The organism is Sedimentibacter hydroxybenzoicus DSM 7310, from assembly GCF_013403245.1.
In the GTDB taxonomy this organism is placed as follows: Bacteria; Bacillota; Clostridia; order Tissierellales; family Sedimentibacteraceae; genus Sedimentibacter; species Sedimentibacter hydroxybenzoicus.
Genome location: NZ_JACBNQ010000002.1, coordinates 406,698 through 432,249, shown reverse-complemented (window position 1 = coordinate 432,249; position 25,552 = coordinate 406,698). Strand labels below are relative to the sequence as shown.

23 protein-coding genes are annotated in these 25,552 nt (G+C 31.7%); 6 read left to right on the top strand and 17 right to left on the bottom strand.

Going from position 1 to position 25,552, the window contains the following annotated elements; genetic code table 11:
- Positions 1-2: 2 nt before the first annotated feature.
- The 17 genes from HZF24_RS04665 to HZF24_RS04585 form a co-directional block, all read right to left on the bottom strand.
- Positions 3-1,784: a hypothetical protein gene (locus HZF24_RS04665; RefSeq protein WP_179237105.1), complete on the bottom strand. Its 1,782-nt coding sequence runs from the start codon at positions 1,782-1,784 to the stop codon at positions 3-5.
- A 210-nt stretch (positions 1,785-1,994) separates the two neighbouring features.
- Positions 1,995-2,318: a multidrug transporter gene (locus HZF24_RS04660; protein WP_179237104.1), complete on the bottom strand. Its 324-nt coding sequence runs from the start codon at positions 2,316-2,318 to the stop codon at positions 1,995-1,997.
- A gap of 817 nt (positions 2,319-3,135) precedes the next feature.
- Positions 3,136-4,152, bottom strand: a complete 1,017-nt coding sequence (locus HZF24_RS04655) for a PDDEXK nuclease domain-containing protein (RefSeq protein ID WP_179237103.1) — start codon at positions 4,150-4,152, stop codon at positions 3,136-3,138.
- A 325-nt stretch (positions 4,153-4,477) separates the two neighbouring features.
- Complete coding sequence (locus tag HZF24_RS04650) at positions 4,478-5,032, bottom strand: hypothetical protein (protein ID WP_179237102.1); 555 nt, start codon at positions 5,030-5,032, stop codon at positions 4,478-4,480.
- Between the two features lie 251 nt (positions 5,033-5,283).
- Entirely contained in the window at positions 5,284-6,102 is an 819-nt protein-coding gene (locus tag HZF24_RS04645) for a hypothetical protein (RefSeq protein ID WP_179237101.1), read from the bottom strand.
- A 436-nt stretch (positions 6,103-6,538) separates the two neighbouring features.
- Entirely contained in the window at positions 6,539-9,421 is a 2,883-nt protein-coding gene (locus HZF24_RS04640) for a TrlF family AAA-like ATPase (RefSeq protein ID WP_179237100.1), read from the bottom strand.
- Between the two features lie 157 nt (positions 9,422-9,578).
- A complete protein-coding gene (locus HZF24_RS18910; RefSeq protein WP_246345947.1) occupies positions 9,579-12,077 on the bottom strand; it encodes a GNAT family N-acetyltransferase in 2,499 nt (832 codons plus the stop codon).
- The gene (locus HZF24_RS04630; protein ID WP_179237099.1) at positions 12,064-12,555 is read right to left on the bottom strand and encodes a helix-turn-helix domain-containing protein; all 492 of its coding nucleotides are present in this window, start codon (positions 12,553-12,555) and stop codon (positions 12,064-12,066) included. The genes HZF24_RS18910 and HZF24_RS04630 overlap by 14 nt, the downstream gene beginning before the upstream one ends.
- Complete coding sequence (locus HZF24_RS04625) at positions 12,548-13,204, bottom strand: hypothetical protein (protein ID WP_179237098.1); 657 nt, start codon at positions 13,202-13,204, stop codon at positions 12,548-12,550. Before HZF24_RS04625 ends, HZF24_RS04630 begins: the two co-directional genes overlap by 8 nt.
- A gap of 30 nt (positions 13,205-13,234) precedes the next feature.
- Positions 13,235-13,525 carry a hypothetical protein gene (locus HZF24_RS04620; protein ID WP_179237097.1) on the bottom strand — a complete coding sequence of 97 codons (291 nt, stop codon included), beginning with the start codon at positions 13,523-13,525 and terminating at the stop codon, positions 13,235-13,237.
- The gene (locus tag HZF24_RS04615) at positions 13,503-13,730 is read right to left on the bottom strand and encodes a hypothetical protein (protein WP_179237096.1); all 228 of its coding nucleotides are present in this window, start codon (positions 13,728-13,730) and stop codon (positions 13,503-13,505) included. Before HZF24_RS04615 ends, HZF24_RS04620 begins: the two co-directional genes overlap by 23 nt.
- 366 nt (positions 13,731-14,096) lie before the next feature.
- The gene (locus HZF24_RS04610) at positions 14,097-15,344 is read right to left on the bottom strand and encodes a recombinase family protein (protein ID WP_179237095.1); all 1,248 of its coding nucleotides are present in this window, start codon (positions 15,342-15,344) and stop codon (positions 14,097-14,099) included.
- 243 nt (positions 15,345-15,587) lie between these two features.
- Positions 15,588-16,664: a Shedu immune nuclease family protein gene (locus HZF24_RS04605; RefSeq protein WP_179237094.1), complete on the bottom strand. Its 1,077-nt coding sequence runs from the start codon at positions 16,662-16,664 to the stop codon at positions 15,588-15,590.
- Between the two features lie 233 nt (positions 16,665-16,897).
- Complete coding sequence (locus tag HZF24_RS04600; protein WP_179237093.1) at positions 16,898-18,592, bottom strand: hypothetical protein; 1,695 nt, start codon at positions 18,590-18,592, stop codon at positions 16,898-16,900.
- A 371-nt stretch (positions 18,593-18,963) separates the two neighbouring features.
- Positions 18,964-19,764: a UvrD-helicase domain-containing protein gene (locus HZF24_RS04595; RefSeq protein ID WP_322790715.1), complete on the bottom strand. Its 801-nt coding sequence runs from the start codon at positions 19,762-19,764 to the stop codon at positions 18,964-18,966.
- 264 nt (positions 19,765-20,028) lie between these two features.
- Positions 20,029-21,096, bottom strand: coding sequence for a tyrosine-type recombinase/integrase (locus HZF24_RS04590; protein ID WP_179237092.1), 1,068 nt, complete (start codon positions 21,094-21,096; stop codon positions 20,029-20,031).
- A gap of 2 nt (positions 21,097-21,098) precedes the next feature.
- Entirely contained in the window at positions 21,099-21,602 is a 504-nt protein-coding gene (locus HZF24_RS04585) for a helix-turn-helix domain-containing protein (RefSeq protein ID WP_179237091.1), read from the bottom strand.
- Between the two features lie 151 nt (positions 21,603-21,753).
- Between HZF24_RS04585 and HZF24_RS04580 the strand changes: the two genes are divergently transcribed.
- From HZF24_RS04580 to HZF24_RS04555, 6 genes are all read left to right on the top strand, one after another.
- Complete coding sequence (locus HZF24_RS04580; RefSeq protein ID WP_179237090.1) at positions 21,754-21,972, top strand: toxin-antitoxin system, antitoxin component, Xre family protein; 219 nt, start codon at positions 21,754-21,756, stop codon at positions 21,970-21,972.
- 31 nt (positions 21,973-22,003) lie between these two features.
- Positions 22,004-22,642 (top strand): BRO-N domain-containing protein, encoded by a 639-nt coding sequence (locus tag HZF24_RS04575; RefSeq protein ID WP_179237149.1) that lies wholly within the window; start codon positions 22,004-22,006, stop codon positions 22,640-22,642.
- A gap of 55 nt (positions 22,643-22,697) precedes the next feature.
- Complete coding sequence (locus HZF24_RS04570; RefSeq protein ID WP_179237089.1) at positions 22,698-22,904, top strand: hypothetical protein; 207 nt, start codon at positions 22,698-22,700, stop codon at positions 22,902-22,904.
- Positions 22,905-22,939: 35 nt separating this feature from the next.
- A complete protein-coding gene (locus tag HZF24_RS04565) occupies positions 22,940-23,089 on the top strand; it encodes a hypothetical protein (protein ID WP_179237088.1) in 150 nt (49 codons plus the stop codon).
- Between the two features lie 38 nt (positions 23,090-23,127).
- On the top strand, positions 23,128-23,517 hold the full coding sequence (locus HZF24_RS04560) for a hypothetical protein (protein WP_179237087.1): 390 nt from the start codon (positions 23,128-23,130) through the stop codon (positions 23,515-23,517).
- A gap of 162 nt (positions 23,518-23,679) precedes the next feature.
- Positions 23,680-25,551 carry a CHC2 zinc finger domain-containing protein gene (locus tag HZF24_RS04555; protein ID WP_179237086.1) on the top strand — a complete coding sequence of 624 codons (1,872 nt, stop codon included), beginning with the start codon at positions 23,680-23,682 and terminating at the stop codon, positions 25,549-25,551.
- The last annotated feature ends 1 nt before the right edge of the window (position 25,552 follow it).

Below are 25,552 nucleotides of genomic sequence, written 5' to 3'. Positions count from 1 at the left end.
ATCTATTTTTTCATTCCATATATCACCAATTCCTTGCGGAACGCACTTCGTCTGGAATACTCATTTCTGTATTTCTCCATAATATGTGCCTTAGCATCAGGAATACCAAGAGACTCCTGTACTTCTCCAAATGCAGCGATAAAGGAAGCACACTCCCCATAATAGTTTCTATGATTTCCTTCCATAATCCCAGTCACTCTGCCGGCAATCCATTTTTCAATTTTCCCTAACCATTTCTTTGATTCTTCTATTGTTAGTTGTACTTCATTCTTCCATGAATTGAAAAGCTGTGAAAACAATTCATTATCCGATAGTTTAGAATTAATTTCCGTTCCCCGATAAAACTTATCAGCGGATATTTTGCAGACAGACTTTGCCCTGCTTTGCATTGTCTTCATACCTTCCGGAAATTTTTCTCCTTGAAACAGAAGCAAAAACATAAATGCCAGTCCCTGCTTCATAAACGTTGATGACCAACCAAGGGCATTCTTTTCATGCATACCCACAGAATACATCCTTTCAAACTGTTCTTCAAAAAACAGCATAGTACAATAACTCTCTTGATAAAGATAATTTTCCCTCTCGGCATTCATGTCGTAAGAAAGACTTTTTTCTCGATTTTTCGTTTTCTGATAAGTCTGTTCTATAATAAATTTAAGTTCCTGTTCCCATTGTTTCCAATTATTAGAGCAGATTCTTATTCGCATATAGTTAACCACTGTAGTTTCAGAACGAAATGCTTCAATCCAGCATTTTTCCATCTTCTCATGATCATTCAATTTCACTGCATACTCTGCTGTAAGAAGTGCTATTTCGCTCCTGATTAGATAAGAAGATGGAATTTTCTCCATTGCTTCTATCCCAATTTGAAACATACTATCACTTTCATCAGAATTCAGTTTTATCTCTAAAAACTGCTGATACAAGGAAGGATGCTCCGCCACATATTTTCTTGCATTTTCCAATAGACAGCTTTCATCCTGAATCATGGATTGAGATTCTCTTAATAATTTGTCCGCTGATTTACTTTTTTGTGCACCAAGGTATCCTATCCACATCGTAAGAAAAGCATCAAACTGTGGTAGTTCATCATTTCCAGATTGCATGATATCCTCAAGCTTCACATCATTACACCTAAAATTTCCCATCATGCAATATATTTCGTCTGCTCTTTCTTCAAGTGGGTTTCCCATATAGGCAAGATATAAACATTCCTTTACAAACGGAATATACTCATGCCCTAATAAATTATATTGTTCTAACTCATGCATATATAAAGGGGAACCATTATAATCGCAATAATCACCTTCCGAAGAAACCTCTAATACAGATAGAATTTCTGAAAGCTCATATCCCTCTATATATAACTCCATGTCAACGCAGGTATGAATTAATTCCATTGCTTCATTAATATCCTTTAAAATTCCCTTTGGGTCAGAGAAGAGAACCTCATCTACATCACTATTGTACCAGTCATCCCACTCTTCATTATATTCACTTTCTAAAAGACGATCTGCAGAGTTGATTTGAATTAATCTCTCTTTTATGCTTTCTATGTCAGTTACTATTTGAGATATTCCATCATCAATGCACTTTTTGCAGGATTTGCTCCCTGATATATTTTCATAAGATCTCATCAATTGCAGCAAATTATTTCTTCTATTTTCAGGCCACGTTCTTGCTATCTCATGGATCAGCATTTCCATATTTTCATGGCTTAAATTCTTTGACAGTGCATCCACTTCTTTGAGAAATTTAGGCAACTTCATGCGCTCATTATTCATTTTTTTCCTTCCATCATTTCAACTCTTTTGAATTTATCTTTAAAAACCTACGAATTTCTATCATTTACGATCGCTGTATCCACAAAATCTGTTCAATCCAAAAACTTCTGATTTTTCTTTGAAGATGACAAACTCCAAACCGTATACCATTTATTGTTCCAATAGAGCATTTCATATGGATCAATCATTCAAAACTCCATATACTCTGAACTACCTCTTAACAAAGGCACTTACCGTTTCCTTCAGCTCATCACTGAACTCTTCGAGATCTTCAAAGCTAATTGCACCATCATTTATAAGTGAAACAATGTTATAAATAAGGTTCGACCGGCTCATTTCTAATTGAACACCAGTTTTCTTCATATCTGCCTTTATTCTCTTGTCCAGCCTCCAAAACTTTTCTGATGGGTTAGCGTCTTCACTTAGTAATTCTATATATTCCTTCTTGAGCTTATTCATGTAGGCTTCCTGCCAATCAGCAATTTTATTTTTGAAAAGCGTCCAGTCCCCCTTTGCAAATCTCTGCTCTTGCAAAGTCTCAAGCCTCCCTTTAATTTAAGATTTTTATTCTATTTCAGTTATTAAGTTTTCTTTATAATTGGCAACTGTAAAGTTTTTCTTTAAAGTCCATATGGGCAGTTATCATAAAGATGCATATTTTCATAAATCTTACTCTATCTATAAAACTCCATTAAACCTCCACTGCAGTAGCACAAAAGCCTGCCTCAGTCTTCTATAATATTCTCAACTGCTCCCATTTCATAATAATTCAACCATGTTCTAAAATGCGAGGTCTGAACGAATCCTTCCAATTCTCAATATTTAACACCATCAGTCCTTCAAAACTGCCTGCTTTCTCAGGCTTATATCAAACATCCTCCGACAAAGTACAATCGTACTTTCTTATCTCTACCTTTAATACAAAAACAGACCTCCGAATGTTCTACAAAAATTCCGGGAGTTAAATACTTCTTCAATATATCCTATGCACTTGGTTTGATAACATCTGTTTTAATATATAAATCTTTATCGGCATCGGCAGAAATTCAATCCACTATTTTAAAATAATAACAATTACTTCAAAATTAATTTTTAGTAGCTACCTTTTCTTTTATTTTACCATATAGAGGATATAACGTACATTATCATCTGTTATTTTACATGACATATTTCAACGCAAATCTCCACGTGCCTTGAGAGTACAATAATGATGTCATAAGTATCTAGTATCCCCTTGGTGGGAAGGTATACTTCTAAAAATGATTACCCGTTTATCAGTAGCTTGCTCCTCAATTATAAGTCGATATTCCCCGAGACATTAGAGCAGGCTCAATGTCCTATACTCAATGAATTATTTTTCCTGTAATCTGTTAATTACCTTTTCCACCTGCTCTATCAGTTCTTTCTTATCTGGAATATAATACGTATACTTCGAAGCAAAAATATTATTGGATAAGCCACCTAAGGCATACTCTGCTGTCAATGCATCTTTATCTGTGCACAATATAATGCCAATTGGCTTATTATCACCTTCATCATTAACTTCATTTTCGTAATAATTCAAATACATATTTAACTGCCCTGTTGCTTCTGGCATAAGCTTCGTTGTCTTAAGTTCAATAATCACATATGACTTCAAAGGTTTGTTATAAAAAACCATATCTGCATAATAATGTGTATTATTTATAGTAATTCTCTGCTGAGTACCTACAAACATAAAGCCTCTGCCAAGTTCCAACAAAAACTTTTCAATTTGTTTAATTAAAGCCTTTTCAAGATCGCTTTCCATCATTGGCTTGTCCTCTGGTATACCAAGAAATTCAAAAACATAAGGATCTTTTATAATATCCTTTGGTTCATTAATTTCAATTCCGTTCATCGCTAACTTTGAAACTTCCTTTTTATTAACTTCACCTTTCGAAAGCAATAATCGCTCATATAACGAAGTACTTATCTGCCGTTTCAACTCTCGCACAGACCACTTTGCATTTACAGTTTCCTTTTCATAAAAATTGCGTTTATCCTTATCAGATATACTAAGTAATTCACAATAATGAGACCAACTCAATTTTCCAGACACCGTCTGGATTTTTTGATATGTCTGATAAAACAATCTCATGTTATAAAGATTTGCACGCGAAAAGCCTTTACCAAACTCTGCTGTCAGTGATTTTGCTAGCTGTTTCAATGTCTGTTCACCATACTCTGCTCTAATACTATCATTTTGCTCATAGCGAACAATAATTTCACCAATTTTCCAATAAGATAAGATTAATTCATTATTGACTTCTCTCGCAATATTCTGACGTGCATTATCCAAAATGTCTCTAATTTCACCAACTATAGGATTCATAATATCATTTGCCATATAGAATCTCCTTCCCAATTTATTGAATTTCACAACTAGTCCCGATTTAATTTATCTATAATTCAATTGTAATATGTCATACATGTTTATAACTTGTATGACAATCATCCAGACACACTCCCATATATTCTCCGAAAATTACGCCGATGTTCTCTTAGCAATTTTCCTTCAAATAAACTTTAATCCCTTCGAATCCAGAAAATTAAAGTGTATTTAAAGTTTGCTTTTTCTATTAATTATGTAGTTATGTGGATAAAATCAAATATCAAAATGATATAAAAGCATGATGCTGCACTTATGTCATATATTAAGACTATTTTTATTTCTATCTAAAATTGTTTTTTATCAATTTTAGATTTTCATTCCATATTAATTCCAAGTCCTCGGTGTCAGGTTCAGCTTGCTCCCAATGAGTACCATAGTTCTTTAGGTGTTCATATATCAATTCTAATTGTAACCACTTTTCTTCATAAATTGTATACATAATTCCAGCTAATCGATTAACCATATATTTGTTTAGTATTTTCATGTCTTCTTGTGTTAATTTACCATTAGCATGCATATCCTCAACTGGTCCATTTCTAAATGCATAATGAGTTAATGCTTTAGCAATACCATCTATATTTTCTTGTTTTAAAAGTCTGGCTTTGGAGTCATTATTCAAACCTTTGTAAACTTCACTGCTCTGTGAAATAAATTCATTGAAAATTTTATTTTTTATTGATATGCCAAATTTATTGCGTTTATATCTGACTTGATTTTTGGTAACACCATAAATCTCTGCAATAGTATAATCAGATAGATTTTGTTCATAATATAGATCTTTAAGCTTTGCTTCACTAATTTCTTTCCACTGTTTCAATTTAATTTTATCATTCATTATAACAGTACACTCTTTTCTCAATAATATAATAATTGATACTCTCAAATATCCTTTCACACTTCATTACCTTAGGAATCTTGACACAAAACCTACATCAACATCTTTAACATAGCCCAGCGTTCTTTGTACTCAATATTAGGATTTAATATTACTTAAGCTGACAATATTGATTTTGTTGCTTGATAATATTTTATTATTTAGAGAGTATATTTGTTGTAAAAAGTACCATACCAATAGCTTAATCACTTCTAATATAAATCATATGCTTGAGAAAAGATTATTTCCCGAGTAACTTTCACCTCAAATGGAAAATAATCATTTATCTGTTCAACTCCATTAATAATTTCTCCAGCAAAAGTCTTATTTTTAAATATTTGTGTGGCAGCAGTATTCTCACCTATTGAGATCATTGCTCCTATGTGGCGATAAAATCCATATAGTGACACATGAGAAAAAGCATATCCACTATTATTAAAGGCAATATACGGGAACTTAGGTGGAATCCAAATTCCAGTAATATCACAGAAATTATCCTTGTTCATAGATCGTGTTATTTTAGGAAATTGTGTATACCTATTATCTATTCCTAATCTTTCAGCATAAATTTTTATAAAATATTCGAGTTCATTATATGTTAATCCAAAACAAGCTTGAGACAATTCCTTGTTTTCCTCAAAATACAACGAATTACTCGTTTCTATTCTTTCTTGAATGCCAAAATAGCAGCTATTAGCTACGGGTAGACGAACAATATAATTATTAAGCGACTTATACATTTTCTTATTATAAAATTTATGGTCTACAAATCCAGTTAACAATATGCATCCATCCTTTATCCTAAAAAACCCCTTTATATCTTCTTTGCAATCTTTAGTGTGTTTTCCAATTAAATAATAAGGCCAACCTTCAAAGAAAACTTTACCAGTATCTTTGCTGTGAATACCAGAATAACAAAATAGCTCCCCATGTTCAGAAAGATAAATTGCTTCATGTGAAGAGTCAGGAATCACAATTTCTTTCCCAATTTGTTCTGGTAAATCTAACTTTTTATAAAAGTCTGCTAACATACTTTTCCCTCCCATAAAATTGAATGTAACAAATTTCTTCTTTATAGATTACTTTTCCGAATATATGTTTGCAGACCGTCTCAATGTGCCCTGTTGCTGTAATTCTGATGACCATCGAGCCCGGTACCCCCTTGACGTCATGATATGATTTTATAATCTCTACTATCAACCTTTGTTTTTTAATAAATATATTAGTATGACATGACCATATCTTCAAAATTTAAACTGTTATAGTAACCTTTGTAGTCAATCCCATATAAGCATCTTTAATTTATACTATAATTACGCTTAGGAATTAAAGGCACTATCAAACCGCGAAGTTGCCTTTTCTTCAATCCACACTATCGTTGCAGATTTTACATGACAGCTTATGCTAATGGAACAGATTTATCGTAAGCATCTCCACTGTTGAATAATGCTTAAGGCAATTCTTAATTTAAGAAATATCATACTTGGTTTGTCTAATCCTAAATGAGCTTTTAGTACCTTCTAATACATCTACTACATCGTTGATAATATTACTTTCGAGTGAACCGCTTTCAAATGAAAACTTATCGCTCGTTTTGTCAAGTCTCACACGAATAATTTGTTCAGCATCTGATACTACAGCAAGGTTGGAATTATGTGTTATAATTATTATTTGTCTTCTTTTTTTTGCTTCCCTAATAAATGGAACTAATATCTTTGCCACACTTTCATTATCAAGATTATCTTCAGGTTGATCTAGCACTAATGGAATATCCCTTGCGTCTAATAGCAAATAAAACACAAGTAATAAACTACCTCTTTCACCAGGAGATAATTCTTGTAAAGGCTTCCCGTATAATTGTAAAGAATATCTAGCTTTTAAAAATTCTAAATTATAAAAACAATCTACAAATGCATCATATTTTCCTTTTTTGAATATATGGTGGTAACACTTTTTACTGTCTTTTTCAAAAACAGACTGTATCTTATTTATAAATAATTCTACTCTTTCATAAGTAGTAAAATCAGATTCATTAACAATAGTCTTAAATAGCTTTTGACCATCCTGTCCTCTAAATTCACTTGTAACACCACTATCAATATACGTTTCAACAAAAGAGTTAACAAAATCATCTTTTGGGTATAGTCCCACATCTATCTTAACATCGTAACTGTCTAATTGTTCTTTATAAGCTTGTATAAAATTGGTTATTGGTATTTTAAACTGATTGTAAATCTTAACCTCATCATTGTAACAGTCAAAAATTTGTTTGACTTTTTCAAGCCGTTCTAACTTCAACTTGTTAATGTCTGCTACAATAGGTGAATCTACTAAGTCCCCCAAATATTCAATCTTATCATTTAGTTCTTCCTTATGTTTAATAATCTTTTCAAGTTTTTCATGCCATTCTTTGTTGTCATCTATAAACTTTTGATACTTAGATAGCTTACCTTCGTTTTCTTGATTAAAAGCATCTATTTTTTTCCTCATTTCATTTTCTGAAATTATTAATATCCCTAAGCTCCCTGGATCATCTGATATTTTAAGTTTTGCTGCCTTGATTTCTTCTTTAACAGTTGAGAGGATAGCTGTAACATCACTAGAATTAACATTAAAACTAAATACTTTTTCGATATCAACTTTATATGTCTGTAATTTCTTAGATATTTCACCAATAGAAGCTTTTGTTCTTTCACTTAAGTTCGTTATACTTTCAATAATTATTTCTAAATCTGACTGTTTTTGAAATAATTGATTCAATAATTTTTGTTCATTAGAAATTTGCTCTTGGACTTTTTTATGCTCTTCTATCAATTCTTGATACTCTTTGGTATCCAAATCTTTTGGTGGTTTTACTTCTGTAGGCTTAATTTTATTATGCTCTTCTAACTCTAAGTTGTTTTGCAAAATTGCTGATTGTAAGGCTTGTACATTTTTATTATCTTTTGATTCTTCTAGCCTCTTGATTGATTCATTAAGAGATTTGATTTTTAACGACAATTCGTCCCTTCTTTCAACAATCACATTTTTCTTCTTTTCAAGTAAACCTTTAAAAGTCGAAAAGCCTAATGTCTCTTCTATAGGCATACGTGAAAATACTACCTTATTAATTTCTTCCTCAAACTTTTCGTCACTATCATTACAGAAAGATTCAAAGCTTCGCTGAGGTACAAAATGTATCAATTCTTCAGCTGTAAAGTCTGTCTCTTCATCCAAATTTTTTGTTTTTTCTAAAACATTATTATACCAATTTAACCTAGCCTTAAAGTTAGTTGCTAACTTTTTGTTTTTAAATTTTGTTTTATTTAGGAAAACAAAATCATTACTATTTTTACACTCACTAAGAAGAGCAATTATTTCTGCAATAGCCGTTTTGCCACTACCTTTATTTCCAATTACAGCAGTCATTTCAGGATTAATTAAAATATCGACATCTTTAAACCATTCTCCACTTAATCCAGTATAAGAGTCTTCCCAAGATACTGTTAACCTTTCTAAAGTTTTAGTTTTGTTTTTCTGAAGTCTATCAAGTGCAGGTGGAATTTCACCAATAAAAATTCTATCAGGTTCAATAGACGCATGCTGTAATCCATTTATATTTGGATCTGCCTTAATCCAGCTATATTCTTCACCTATTTTCTTAAAATCATGAGCATCAGAAGCAACAATCGTGTTTCTGTTAAATTTTTTCAAATAAAACTTTGTATTTTTTTCATCCCATGATGACATTTCACATAAATCCACATATTCTTTAAGAATTTCTTCTTTTACAGGCCCCAAAGAATCGGCAATATTACTAACATTTCTAGGACTTTTTCCTTGATGCTTCATTTCTTCTATTGAACCATGTTTATCCCCAGAATGTACTGTCACTAATCCGCCATATTTTCTTATAAGTTCAGAAGCCTTTTTAAAATCTACTTGTACTTGAAACATACCTTTCTTAAAAGCTTTATCTTCAGTCAAAGAAGGATCACTTTCACGACCTTTAGCAATTATTCTAGTTTCAGACAAATCTAATGGTGATAGTATTAAGTCATTTAATGCTTTTGAGTTTAATTCTATTTCATTAAAAACATCAGGAAACAAGCCTATAATATGGACTGATTTTTCTCCATATTCAGTTCTAAATTCAATTCCAGAAATTACATGAATACACTTATCCTTAGAATATTCTTTTATTTCATCAATATTTTTTACAGTATGATGGTCAGTTAGCGCAATTACGGAAATGCCTTTCCTTATTGCTTCATCAACTATTTCAATCGGTGTTCCGTTCCCATCAGAAGCATTGGAATGTATATGCAAGTCCCATTTTCTCCATTCAGATCCTCTTTTATATTCACTCATATTAACCTCTTTATATTATGGTTTTATGTTTTTCCTGCCTACATAACATATTCATTGTGTTTTCTTGTTCGGCTAATTGTTCATCACTGTTATAGTATTTCAAATAATTTATTAACTTTACTTTTAAGTTTCCATATTTAGGATTACACTAATATCATTACAAATATTTTATCATTAGAAAGTCTTTTTCACTTTCCTTTACAATTTTGTAACCCAGCCTTTTATATAGCCTAACTGCAGGGTTAGATTTTTGAACTGAAAGTGATGTTTGCTTGTATCCCTTGTCTTTAAGATAAGACAATAAATTTGACAACAATTTAGTTCCAATACCCTTACTCCTGTGTTCTGGACGAATAGATATAGCAAGTTCTGGGGTCTGATCATCTACATATCCATAACTACCACATATCCGAACCCACGCCATACCAATAATGTCACCATCTTTCTTTGCAACATAACAGATGTCACTCTCTTTCTCTCCAAAGTTATCAATGTAAGCAGATATGCCAGACTCTAGTAAAATCTGCTTACTCGGCGGTGTGTTTCCATACGGCACAAAAATAGCTTCATAAAGAAAGTCTTTTAATAGCGGAAACTCAGATAGCCGAGCTTGCCGAATTATTAATTTATCAAGCAGCTGAAATGCTTGATCACCCACATCTATTATTGTAGCATCAAGTTTAGGCAGATTTTCAATGGATGTCTTTAGTTCTTCGTTATTAAGGGTTATTCCTACAATAACTTGACTTGATCCTTTCAAATCAAGTACACTTTGAATTAAACTTTCCATATCAGAAGTTACTATACTGTGCTGTGCAGGTTCATCAAAGATTATTAAGCCAGGATGATTTCCGGCTTTTGCGATAGAGGTTTGAAGCAAAGCCATTGTAAACGACCAAATTATTCTAATATTATCACTAGCAGATGAATCAAATTTCATGTCAAACCCATCAATTGTCGGAAGACACGTTTCAATAGGAATATCAATTGCATCAATGTTCGGTGCACTTTTGTATTTATATTTTCGAAGATTAGCAATAAAGTTTGATTTAAGAATTGAGATAATTTCAACATCTAAATCAGATACTGTCTTTTTAGGAAGTTTCGCATAGTCTTCTTTATATTTCATCCAGCGATTGGAGAGTTCATTAATTTCATATAATTGCTGATCTATAAATACTTGAAGTTCCTCATAGCGCCTGATTCTTGTTTCTATATCAACAAGTTTTTGAACAACAGATTCAGACCACTCTGTTTCAGTAGAGTAAATATCTGATCGGATTGTCTGAGCAAGACGCCTGAGTGTTAGCAATCTTGATTGTAAGTCATTCTTTATAAGTATTGATTCATCTAAATTTTCTCTGTGGCTATTACGTGTGAATTCAAGAACACTTTTCTGACCTTCAAGATGTCTGATGTTTTCTTCAACACTCATAACAGATATCCCATCACCTACATGTAAAAGTGAATCTTGTATTTGTTGATTACAAGTTGGGCAAACATTAGTTGAGACCTGACAGCCTATTATAGAACCCATATTTTGTAGCTTTGCAGCATCCTTATTGTTCCTTAAATCACGCAAAACCACTTCGAGACTTTGTTCAGCTTGAATAATAGCGCTACGCGACAAAATAATTTGGCTCTCACATTCAACAGCTTTCTGTTCAAATAAAGCTATAGTTTCTTCTACCGTTTGTAATTCGTCATTCAAGATTTCAAAATTGTCAATATTTCTTGGCTTGAGCTGCTTTATTGAATCATGCTCTTCTTGTAGTTCAGATATTGCATCATTAAGTGACTTTTCGTCTACTGTTGTAGCGAATATAATCTTATAGTCCCGCTCACTCATTATTTTCGGGTTACTTGGCAACCCACTTATAAAGCAAGCCTCCCGATTTGCATTTCTATTAATATCATCACATATTGCTTTCCACTCAATTGTTATTGCATCTCTTATTGCCTTAAGTCTATCTTTCTCTTTTTCATTTTTGAAAGTGTCTAATCCAAGTAAAAACTCAACAACACGCTTTTTCGCATCCCTGATGCCAAAATAAGGCATTCCTGAGAAGATATCACTCCAGCCATGTTTTTGCTCAATAAACATGCAAGAAAAAACTACTTGCAAATATAGTTTCTGATCATTACCACTTGTTTGTACCTGCGGCAATTGAAGATATAAGAAGGATTCTAAAAAAGCATGAAATCCTTTTTCATTAGTTGAGGCTCCTCCATCATGCAGATACATATCCTCTATTAAAGTATTTTTATCTCCAATGGAGTCATAATCACCATAATAAACTGTTACGAGCCTTGAATCTCTACCCTCCATAGTGGCTGTTCTATATATCGTTATAGTTTCATTGCCATTTGAAATTTCAAGGTACATACCTGATTCTAAAACACTCCAGTCTTTGTCATTATCTTTTATTATCGACTTATAAACTGCGGTTAGAACCTTATCGTTTTTGCCACCAATAATTTGTTCAAATCCGAGACAATAAAAAATAGCTTCAATTACAGAACTTTTACCTGATGTATTGCTATGACTTGCAATAAAATTCAACCCATAAGAAAATCTCTCATCAAATCCATAAATTCCACCATAAGATTCATTTGCAGCTTTAATTTCAATACGAAGACGATTAATCCTCAGCATAAGTATTCCTCCAGATATATGATAGCTGTTTTATCTTTTCATCAGTAAGCTTTTTTGATAATTCTGAAAGATCCAATTTTTCGGCAGCAAGTACGGTTGGATCTTTATCAATTTCTTCAACGAATTTCTTTCCTTTGTCTGTTAGAGTGTATTTACCATTTTTACTATGAATAATCAAATTGTCCGCTATTGCGAAAGTTACTGCTCTGTTAACTGCTGGATCAAAACGAATTATAGGAGTGTCCGCAAATTCATTCAGAGCAAAATTTACGAGTTTGTCCATTGTAGACTTGGAGCAAAGTGCAAATGATATCATATGTAATTTTACTGGCAAGCATCCAGATCTTCCCCAACAAGATTTTGCAAGAATAAGACAAATTTGTGAAACCTTATAGCTAACTCGATAATTATAAGGGACAGCATCTGGTTTGGCATTAAAAACAATGCCGTTATTCTCAATTAGATTTTGTCTATCCAATATTGTCACCTGCTTTCCTGAATTCCATTGAGCAATCTGCCAACCAACTTGCAACTAAGTCTTGCTTAAGTTCTCCAATTGATGCCAAATCAATAGTTGTAGAAAATTGCTCTTTAAGTCTACCTTCAAAATCATCTAGCAGTTTATTGAACAAATTTGAGTTTTCTGAACGATCTGATATCGTTCGTGTTTTTACTGATACATCTTTTTTGCAACTTTGTTCCAATTCGATTAATGACTTATGAATTTCTGGAAAACTCAACCTTAGCTTGCTTAGTACTGCTAATCCACTAAGGTATGATTCTACAAAATGATTAACTAAAAAGACAACATCCTCATCAGAATCATCATCTGTATTCTTAATCGCTTTAATCTTTCTTTGTATGTTTTTTACTTTTTCAGATCCACATTGTGTATAATCAAGAGTAATCGTATCCCTTATTTCCAAATTCAGTAGATAGTCCTTGTGGGGAGAGAGAACTATTCTGCTTATTTCCAACAAGAAATCATCTGCACATTTTATTATTACCTTAAAATCATCACTAATATGTGTATATATTGTTGGATTTGATTTCTTAGCATCTAGCACTTCTTTCCTTTTAGTTTCAGCATGCCTTACAATACGTGAATCATTTTGCTCCGGAATCACAAAATGCCACTCTATTATTTGTGGTACACCCTATTCACAAAGTTTCTTAATATAAGCCGGTTTATGGAGTTTTCCAATGTCTCTTGTCATCTTGTCACGCAAATGTTCATAATTTTCTTCATCTGAATAATCTTTTTCAGGACAATAACATTGATGAACAATACCGCACTGAGTGAATCCCTCAATTCCACCATCTCCACCTTGAGCAGCAGAAATAGGAGTATAATGCTCATTTTGATATCGCATACGGTAACACATAACACATAGTTGTTCCCATGCATTACCATTCATATAACCTTCAATAAAATTCAGAGCACTCATTTTCTTCCTCCAAAAAAAGTCGCAAAGATATAGAATTAGTATAATTCGGATTAATAGTCAATGTACAAATGTCGACCAAAAGGGACCGCTGACTGATTAACTCCTTTATTTCCGCAAGATGAAAGCAATCCCAAACCTTTATGATTGTTACTTCTTTGTGCATAAAATAATACTTTTCTCCTGCCATAAGAAGACGTTCCAACATAGTTCAAAATCCTCCTTTATCAGAATACGATTATACTATTCTATTCATGAATTCGCCATCCAATCTTCATTGCAATATACAATTTTTGACATTATTTTACCATAAATACAGCATAAAAGATAGGAAAATATAAAATATATTTGTCGTTGTCCTTAATCTCAACTTTTTACTAATTATACTTTAAGGTTATAATTCTTACTAAAACATCAATATATCATAATAATCCCTTAAAAAATGAGCACAAACATTTGATGCATTTTTAAAACACTTTATTCAATAGTAAAACCTATAAGAATAAAACCTTTTATTACTCACATCCATTATATAAAAGTAATTTCACAAAAACTCTATAAATTTTAAACCACTCTAAAATGTTCTTTTCTCCTGAGAACCATTATATTTTATATAAAAAATAAAAGTATCAAAAATCTGGATTTTACCAACTTCATCCCTTACTATGCTTTCATCATAAATTCCATTCTGGCAAACAACTTCATTCAAGGTATCCTTTATCCAGCCTTCGTCCAAAGTAGGAGAATTAGAACAAGTCTGCCTTCCTTTTTCAATTCTTGTTGAACATCTCCACACTACCTTACCTCTTTCCGTCCTTCTACGATATGGCATACCACAATCGCCACACACAAGTAAATTACCAAGCAGATATTTGCTATTATATTTGCTCCCACTTGTTTCTAATGTACCCTCCTCATTACTCACATACCTCGCACGTTTTGCCATTTTTTGCTGAACTTTATCAAACACTTCGGCAGAAACAATGGCTGGATGACTATCTTTTATATAATATATGTTTCGCTGGTCTGTATTTTTAATTTTCTTTCCAGTCATAAAATCCTCTGTAACAGTCTTTTGCAGCATTGTATCGCCTTTGTATTTTTCGTTTTTCAGCATTTTATGAATTGTTTTTGTATCCCAAGTTTCTTTTCCCATTGCAGTTTTAATGCCTTGAGATTCCAAATATGACTTTATTTGCCCTAATGAAAGACCTTGCAAATATAATTCAAATATCTTTCTGACAACCTCTGCCTGCTCCGGAACAATGGCAAGCGTATCATCTGCACAAGTATATCCCATGAAACTCTTATATTTTGTAAAGATATCCCCTTTTTCAAATTTGCGTTGTAGTCCCCACTGAATATCCTCACTTTTATTTCTGCTTTCATCCTGTGCCAACATACCTCTTAATGTAATTTCATATTCATTGTTTATATTGATTGAATCTAAGTTTTCATTTTCAAAATGCATATTAATCCCTCTCTCCCTTAAATTTCTTATAATTTTAAAAACTTCTAAAGTGTCTCTGGATATTCTGCTGATTGACTTTGTAATAATATAATCTATTTTACCTTTTTCAGCTTTCTTAAGCATTTTATCCAGTTCAGTTCTTCCTTTCCGACGCAGTCCGCTTTCGACATCATAAAACACACCGGCAAATCTCCAATCTTTATTATTTTTTATCATTCTTGTGTAAGCTTCTATCTGAGTATCCAGACTATGTAATTGAGCAGGTCCGAATGTACTGACACGACAATAAGCAGCAACCCTAATCTTTTTATTTTCTTTAGGCGCAGGGGGTATAATCCATACTTTTTTCATTTGTATTCCTTCTTTAATCTATATAAAATATCATTGTACATTAATATTTTATCAAAAAAAGAAAAAACGCGAAAGTATCATATCATTCTTTCGCGTCAAAATATATTTCTATTTATAGTCTTTCAACCCCACTATTTATCAGGCTTTCAAGCGTTGCAACAGGATTACGGTCTCCACGTGCCTTGAGTGTGCAATAATGATGACACTTGAACCCAGCATTCCCTTGGTGGATAAATATCATGATCATCTTCTAATTTTGAATAGCAAAGAATCCCATGTTTCAAGTTTTAGTGACATTTGGGAATTGCTTTCGTATTCATGTCTTTTTTTACTTTCTTCTAAATCATCAACAGAACGACCACATATAATAACATTTCTAATTATGATATCTTTATTACTGTCTACGCTTAACCTTGGGGATGCTCCCAAAAAGGCATTATATTTTAAACCTCCTCTTTCGATAGTTAATCTTAATTCATGAACATACCTTCGAAAATATTCATAGTTACGATGTATGTAATTCCAATGAGAGCGTAATTGACTTGCCGCCTCCTCAAGTTTACTAGAAAAGTTTGCGTAATTATTTTGATTAACAAGACTAAAATCTGCACCTTTTACTTCAATTAAAACCACTTCCATTCTTGATCGACCAGTAAATACTACAAAATCCACTTTCCTTTCACCAATAGGAAATTCAGAAAAACAAATATACTCATTTTGAAAATAAGCATATGTTTCTCCTATTACAGATAAATCAGTTTTTAATTTCTCTTGAAGTTCATGCTCATTAGCTTTAGAATCAACTAATTGTTTTAATGACTCTTTAGATATTTTCCCATCTTCAATTTCAATTCTCCGTTTAATAATGATAGGGTCCTCTTCATATGGGAAGTCCATATAAGGATCTATAGCATGTCTTTTCAAATCAATTTCTTTTTGTAATCGAACATTATCTTTCGTTAAACATAAAAATTCTTCATCATCACAAGAAAGCAAGATTTTTACCTTTTTAAAACCAACAGAGTGCCACTGTGGGCATCCAGAGTTAAATTCAATAATATCAAATGTATGACTTAAATCAAAAACATCATCTTCGTAGTGCTCAATAAATAATGTGCTATCAGTAACTAGACCTTTCTGAATCAAAGATTGACAGATACTTTCAATTGAATTTGTTACAGATGAAGATGGATTTTTATCTCCAATATCAGTCAGAACTGAAACTATATTTCCTTCAGAACTAACAAAAATCCGTACTCTACACAAACCTGGATATCTTGAATGAGTAGGAAATTCGAATATAAAATCACTTATTTTCATAACTTTTCTCCTAATTCAACTTCGGTATAATATTATCCTACAAACTTTTCTTAAGTTGATTAAATCTTTTAAACTAGAATTAAATCAATAGGTAGATTACAAATACTTTTAATAGAATTTCTTAATCTCTATTAGAAGTTCCTCAACATTAGTATCATGTAAAAAATCCATCCTTTGGTTTTGTCCAATTTTTAATTATTTGAATTTGAAATTGAATGAATCTCTTTTAATTATCACACGTCACCTAAAATATTCTCCGGAAAACTCCAAATTTTTGATTGCCTCAATTGGGTTAATCTTGCTGCACTATCAGTTTCCCAAAACCTTCTAAAGTCAAAATTGGGACGCAATCTCTTATTAACGGCATAAAAACTCATATCAACTAGATATGCTACAAACTCTTCTTTTTTTCGGTTTTCCGAAGTCACAGAATCTTTTATTATGTGAAAATATCTTAGATTCACCAAGTTTTTAAGCAATACTTCGTGTTTTTCTGCTAATAATTTAGGATACAAAATAACATTGGTATTTAATCCACCAACAACTTCTTCATTAATAATTTCTACTGCTTTCCGTATTATTTGCGGTGATATGTCTGTATCATATTCAATATTATTATCTTTGTCTTCGCGTAAACTTTTTATAACAGTATATACATGTTCTTTCTGGATACTGCTTTTATTATCATTTCGAACTGCTTTAATCAATTCTGCAAAAATTAATAAAAAATCCCTTGGTACTCCTCCTGTCGCAATAATAGAATACAGCAAAACTTCATCATTATTAAACAAGTTTACAATGTCTTGCTTTTTAATATCTAATGTTGAATCTAAATTTACTAGAATACTCAATAAATAATCTTTTGTAGACTCCAATTCAGATAAATCACTATCTAATTTAATCGGAGAAAAATCATCTTTATATGACATATCAACATTGCCAGTTTTGTTCATACGTAATCTGTACGGCAATGCAGCCAATTTGAAACAGAAAGAATAATTAGCGCAATACTTATATATGTCATGAAAATATTGTATTATTACAGGTTGTTTTTCAATAGGTATTTGATAGAAATCATCTAGATATACATATACACCGACATTATATATTCTTTTGATTTCATTAAAAATGAAAGCTATTCTCTCCCGCTGCTCCTGAATTATATCTGATTTTTTTAATGTTTTCATATAAGACGCTATAATCTCAGAAGATTGATTACTATTTGATTCAACCGTATCTTTATAGTTTTTTGAAACCACTGCAGAAAGAGTTGCATCTATTTTCCCTTGAATGATTTTATATCGACCATTTATTTGTGTTTCTATATCTAAAGAACCTTTCTGAAAGGTCTCATTACACTCCATTTGTTGTTTTTTGCTTATTGTTGTATTTTCTTGCGAAATATTATAAGTTATTTCATCGGGTATATCTTTTATAGTATCAAGCAACTTTTTTTCTGTTTCAATTAACTTGCGAAATTCAACCCCTCCCACATAACTTTCTTTTACTTCTTTACTTCTTCTTTTCAGAATAAAATTTTGTATTCCTGAAAATCCTCTATATTGTTCATTATAGTCTTTTTCAATCTTATAAAATAGTTCATGATGTGCCTTTAATAACTCCGATAAAGTTTGAGTTAATATTTTTAGAATAACGTTATCAATTGCATCACTTTTTATAGGTTGTATATCAATTGCAGAAACAACATTCTTAGTATTTCTTTTTAATGCAGCTAATATTAGTGTAGTTTTACCACTTCCCCGTCGTCCAAAAATTAAATGATTATTAGAAATTTGTACTTTCTCCAAATTATTAGAAACATCTATATAACCTATATCTTCCTCTGTTCTGTAATCAACAATTTTTCTTCTTCGTACTTTTTCTATCTCATTCAATAATTCAGAAAAAACCTTGTCTGTAATCTCCATGTCTTATCGTTCTCCCCTAATAAACTTTTTATATTATTTCACTTTTTATAAGTTTCTCCTACATACTATCATCATTTGATTTTATAATATATCTATAAATTTCCTACTATACCTACTGCATATTTATTAGTTCCGTAAGCATATCCCTTCTTTCAGACTTTGTTACTCCTATTTGTCCCTAATGTTCTATTCGTATAAATCATTTGAATTTGCTGTAATTAGAAAATCAAGTTAATATGTTTCAACAATTTCAACAAAAAGAAAAATTATTGAATATTATCCAACCATCAGTATCTCTAAATAATTGATTTTATTAAGTTTTACCGTTTTTAAAGTTAACTATGGACTCCTTATTCCTTTAACTGCAAATTTTAATCACATTTATATATCGGTAGTACATCTGATTTAGTGTTGTTTTTACACACTATTGCAACACTAAACTTTGCTCTGGTTACAGCTACATAAAGTTTACATTTTATTTCAAAACTATCTATTTTTTCACCTTTTATTATCCAGTCTAACATCTTCTTTGTTGGATAGATTAAAACCCTATTATATGTTGCCCCTTTTGATTCACCAAAATTTTTTACGTCGTAGTTAGGATTAACTTTTTTAGTTTTCCTATCATATCTTAATTGCAATGGTGAGTATTTTTTTAGGTAGTTCTCTATATCCTTTTCTTCTACGAAGAATACACCATCATGTTCAGTAGTTTCCTCCTGTAATGATTCACATTGTGGATATTCTGGAAACAATTTATTTGCAAATTCGCAAATAGCTAGATTATTACGCCAGCTGCCTTTAAGGCTGTATGTATCAATAATACACTCCGTGTTGAGACATTCCTTTAACATAAATTCTTGAATTTTTCCCTCAGAATATTTTTTATATTTACTAGAAAAATGTGTATGATAGGTTACTTGTCTAGGATCACCAGCCATTCTGATTACAGAATCAGTTTCCATTAATAGTCTTATAAATTCCAAATCATATCCTGCCATATCTTGTACTTCGTCAATAAAAATATTCTGAAACAACGCTGAAATTCGTTCGACTACATACCCTTTACTTTTCTCATTACACTTAACAGCAAATTTAGAAAGTTTATCAGAATATATTTGGTAATCACTTGTAAAATAGTGTTTATCAATTTCATCCTCTGAAAAATACACCGGAAATTTGCTCTTGTATTTTAATCCCGATTTTTCATTTACAAGCAGTAGGCCGTTTATTCTTTTATTTGTAAGTTTTCCTTGATATGGTTTAGCACCATGCTCAATTAAAAATGAAAACCATGTTTGTATGGTAACATTATATATATATCGTGACTCCTGATGTTGAAAAATAAATAAAACGTTGATAAATCAATAAATATCATATTATCTATATTCTCATAATATTCAACATTTATCACTAAAATGTTGTCAAAAATGTTGTCATTTGGCTAAAAGCATTTCATTCATTTTTGACAACGCACTTTCTTTGTTCTTCTTATCAAGATGCGTATATACGTCCATAGTCGTTTTTATGTTTGCATGCCCCAACCAGTTTTGGGCTTCTTTTATACCTACACCTGCATTATATAGCATTGTTGCACAAGTATGTCGGCATTGATGAAATGTAAAATCAAATCCTAATTTCTTGCAATAATATAGTTTGCGTTTATCAAGTGTGCCATGCTTAAACATATTGCCATTATAAGAAAAAACATAGATGCTTTCAGTTTCTTTGAACATACATTCAAGTATTTTATATAGAGGTTCAACTATTGGAATATCTCTAATACTTGCGGTTGTTTTAGGTGTTTTTGTATTTGCTTCATCATTGTAAAAATCAGCGGTTTTAGTAACGTGTATAATTTTATTCTTGAAATCAACATCTGCCCATGTTAAGGCAACAGCTTCTCCGATCCTCATGCCGGTATAGATTAAGAATAGAATCACATTATGCATTGAATGATTAGTATTTTTAATTTTATTTATTTGCTCGTCCGTCAGAGGTTGTTTTTCCGGTGCCTTGTAACTTTTTATCCTTACACCTTTAGCAACATTTTTATAAATATAATCATTTTCAACAGCTTGCTCAAGAATTTGGTTAAGAGTAAGTTTCATTAATTCTATTGTTTTAGTAAAACCATCCTGCTCCTTTTCATTAAACATATTTTGGACCTGGTATTGTTTTAAATCCTTTATTTTAATATATCCTATGCATGGAATGATATGATTGAATACAATATTTTCGTATTTGATTTTAGTATTATGTGCCTTGGTGGTTTTCTCAACATAAGACTCATACCACTTTTTAGCCCATTCACCTACTGTCATGCCCTTATCGTCAATAATAATACCTTTGTCAACCTGTAAGGTTAATTCAGCAACCTTTAAATCCAATTCTTTTTGAGTATTAGCATAAATCATCTTACGCCTTAAACTTCCATCTTCATTCCTTCCGACGGTTACATTCTTACAGTAACGTCCGTCAGACCTTTTCTTTAGCTTTGCCATTTTCAAACCTCCTCATTAGTCTTGTCATTGTTTAAGTTATCACTTTCCTGTTTTGATAGTTTTGTTTCTGAAAGTTCATGAATCTTAAAACTGATATATGATTTAATACTATTAATAAGTTCTGTGAATTCTTCTGTTGTTATATCAAATGAAGCCTTGTTATACTCAACTGTATAACCAGCAGGCTCAATAAAATTACCTTCTAATTCAGACCATTTCATTTCAATTTTACAACCCATAAAACCAAGTAGTCTTTGTATAATTACAGTATTTCTATTTTCTCTCAAATATTGCATACGCTCCTCACTCCAACCCATTAATTCAGAAGGTGACATCTCTAAGGCTTTCGCAAAAGCCTCAATTTTGGATTGGGGTACATCATTGTCACCAGATTCTATTTTGTTAATTGAAGAACGTGACTTATAACCTAACTTCCTTGCTAATTCATCTTGAGAAAGATTTAACTCTTCTCTTCTTTGCTTTATTCTTTTAGATAATTCGCTCATATATATGTCCTCCTATGAAGACAATATATCATATTGTATAATATAATTCAACTAAAATACATGATTTTATAAATAATTGTTGACAATAAATCTACAAGATGTTATTATTGGCTTGTAGAATAAAAATCTACAAAAGAAAGGGGTTGATAAAGTGACAAACACTGTTGAGTTAAAAAGGATTATAAAGATATCTGGGTTAAAATATAAAGTGATTGCTGAAAAATTAGGTATTACATACTATGCTCTACAGAAAAAAATAAATAATATCAATGAATTTAAGGCTAGTGAAATATCAATTATGTGTAATATGTTAAATATTAAAGATTCAAACCTAAAAGAGAAAATTTTTTTTGCAACTCATGTAGAATAAAAATCTACAAAATAAAAGGAGTTAATCAATGATAAAAATCGAAAAGTGGAATGGTCATGACATAAGATTTGTTGAACATAACGGCGCTTGGTGGGCAGTGGCGGCAGATGTTACGAATGCTTTAAATCTAAAACAAACAACAAGAGCATTAGAAAAAATAAAAGATGGGGTTACTACAAGTAAGGTCATCGACCGATTAGGTAGAGAGCAAGAAGCAAATATAATAAATGAAAAAGCAATATATAGGTTGTCATTTAAAAGCAAGAAGAAAGAAGCAGAAGCTTTTCAAGATTGGATATTTGATGTAATTAAAAAACTTAGACAATCAGCAGGATTAGAGGGATTTGAAGTATTTAAGATGCTTGATAAGGAACAACAAAGAGCAATGATGAAAAAATTAGATTCTTCTTTAGTTAAAGCCTCAAAGGTTGATTATATTAAGGCTAATACAATAGCGAATAAGGTAGTATCTAATTTATATGGATATACCCGGATGATTAAAAAAGCTGAAATGCAGCCGGATATGTTGGTTAAAAGACAAAGCATACTTGATGAGACGGTAAACTTGATGGCAATGAATTCAATATTTAATTTAGGTATTTCAGTCAGTGATAAGATTTACGAAAAGTATAAATTAAATGATATAGTTTTTGCTAATCCTCCTTGTTAAAAAAGAAAGGAAAATAATTATGTATGTTAACCCGTTTTGATAAAATAAAGCAACAATGAGAAAGGAGAGAGATAAAATGGCTAAGAGCAATTCAAGAGAAGAGGAATGGGTTACAGTTCCTAAATTTATGGAACACTACGACCTATCAAGTGCGACAGCATACCGAATTATCCACGCGAAGGGATTCCCCAGTCAGCGGGTCACCAAAAGAGCTTATCGCGTTGATTTATCAAGAACCGATAAATATTTTAAGTCTTTATAATTTGAGCAGATGGCAAGAGGGAGGATAATACATTGATGAAACGACATATTAAACCAATTAACAATGAAATAAGATGTCCTGACTGTGGGACGTTGTTGTGTAAGACGTTGCACAGTGAAAGCCACGCAAAAGAAGTATTGATGTGGTGTAAATACTGCGGTACACAGAAATTAATATCGTTTTAGTGGAGTAAAAAAATAAAATTATAGGAGAGTTAGAATAGATGGGAAAAAGTGAATTACTTAGGGAAATTAACAAAACTTTGGAGAGCGCCCCGGTTAAATGGTTGGAAAGAGTAAATGATGTTTTAGCCGAATGTATTGAAGAGGATATAATAATACCGATTGAAGAAGAAATGGCTGAAAGTACATTTGTTGCAGTAACAAGTTTTATACTTGATTGTGCAGATATCCAAATACATAATGCTGATAGTGGTAAAGTTGAAGCAATTGGTGTAAACCTGACGGACAATATTTCACTTATTGTTTTTCCACCAAATGAAAATATTAACTTATGTATTGATGGCAAATCAATTCTTGAAATCGAACCTCGAAGTCCAATATTAAAGGCATTTAAAGTTCTGTTTACAGAGCTTGATTGCTATATTCCATAACATGATTAAGCAGATTTTTTAAGGTTAGTTCTTGGACGAGCCTTTACCCAAAATTTAAATATATTATTTAGAAAACTTTGAGCCTTGAGCCAGTGGTTATTAACTTAGCCATTGGCTTTTTTTATTTAAAAATATGGTAGATGTGCAGGGGAGGAGGAAGAAATGCAAAATAAAATAATTAAGTGCATGTTGCATAAAACTAAATACAAGGTGAAGCCTACTTCGGATCAAACAGAAAAAGAAATTGTGTATAACATGCCCATAGTGAATATATCAATTGAAGAATTAGCGGAAAAAATAATACAAGGTAGAACTTTTAGACCTGCAATTATTACAGGTAAAATTAATCAGGAACATTGGAAGGAACAACAAATATTCGTATTAGATTTTGATGGTTCAACCATAGAAGATGAAATAAGCAGATGCTACGAACTAAATTTATTTCCTACATTCGTATATACAACATTCAGCCATTCAGAGACGCAGAACAAATTCAGATTTGTATTTGTACTATGTGATGTTGTGAGAGATTATAATACGGCCGTAAAGCTACAAAGTACATTGATGCAATTATTTAATAGATGCGATAAAAGTTGTTGCAATTTAACACGGCTATATTTTGGGGGGAAAGACATTGTATATAAATATTACGATAATATTTTAAGCGTTAACTCAATTTTTGAAAATAAAACGGAAAAATCCATGCTATCACGTTCTGAAAATATAAGAACGCAGCCATTACATAATAAAAAAATAATAAATGATAATGTACAAGCTATTAAAAATCTTGATATTGAAACCCTACAAGCACTGATATCTCAACGCAAACAACACATGAGTTTTTCCAATACTAATAAGGAAGATATATATAATCTTTATATAAGTATTGAGAAAACTCCAACAGCACTCAAAGCAAGTAGTACCAACGACTTGTACACTGTTATAAACAGCTTAAATTTAAGTTTGTATCTAAATGTACCAAGCGACGGATCATTTTTCAATTGTATTATTCCAGAACATAACGATACAAACCCATCTGCCCATATATATTTAACAGATAGTAAAATGCCTGTATATAAATGTTTTGGTTGTGACCGAGCTTATACCATAATCGGCATTACTGAAAAATTAAGCGGTTGCAGCAGAAGACAAGCAGTTGAATTTATAAAAAAAGTTTACGGTATTGAGTACGAGGACAGCGCATGGGTTAAGGAACAGAAACTGTTAATTCTTGATATGGTGAACTACCTTGATACAGATGAATTTAAAACTCAATTCCCCTCATTATCATCTGCTATCCGTAACAGAAAAACCGAATATCAGGCGATTTTAACTCATATGTCACAATTTATCAGCAATGATATGGAGAAGGATGGCAGCTTAATGTTTTATTCCAGCTATAAGGATTTAATGAAAGTTTGCAATGTAAAAGATAGAACAGCATTTTCCAAGATTTTAGTTTTGTTTGCGCTACTTGGTATGTTGGAAAAGGCAGACCTTGAAAGTATACCAGAAGAAGAATTAAACCGTGCCAGAGCTATATCTGAAAAATATGGATTCACTAAGCTTACGGGATTTTATACAATCCCAAGTTTAGGAGTATGTACACTTGAAGCAGGCGAGGGCAAAGCAAGGATATTGAAAGATAGCCACATTACTATGATGGGGTTGAGCCGGGAATGTGTATTGCGAACATTTGGAGAGGAAGAAGCTAACAGGGTTTACCCTCAATTTAAAGCTGAAAACAAGAAAGGGGCAAGCCGCAAGTCTAATGCAGCAACAGATAACTTAGTTAAAATAATTTGCGGTGATATTGAGAAGAAGGGATATATTCTCGAAAACAAAATTTCTGATATTTATATTAAACGGTTCAAAGGTTGCAATAAAAAGCAAGTTGAAATCCAAATTAAAAGATCCATGCAACAAATATTGAATGATTATAATTTGGTTCGTATAAGAGCAAATAAAGACCTTAAGCGGAAATACGGAATTAAAGGGTCTGGATATCCATTTATTATGGCAAAGGGGGAGTAAA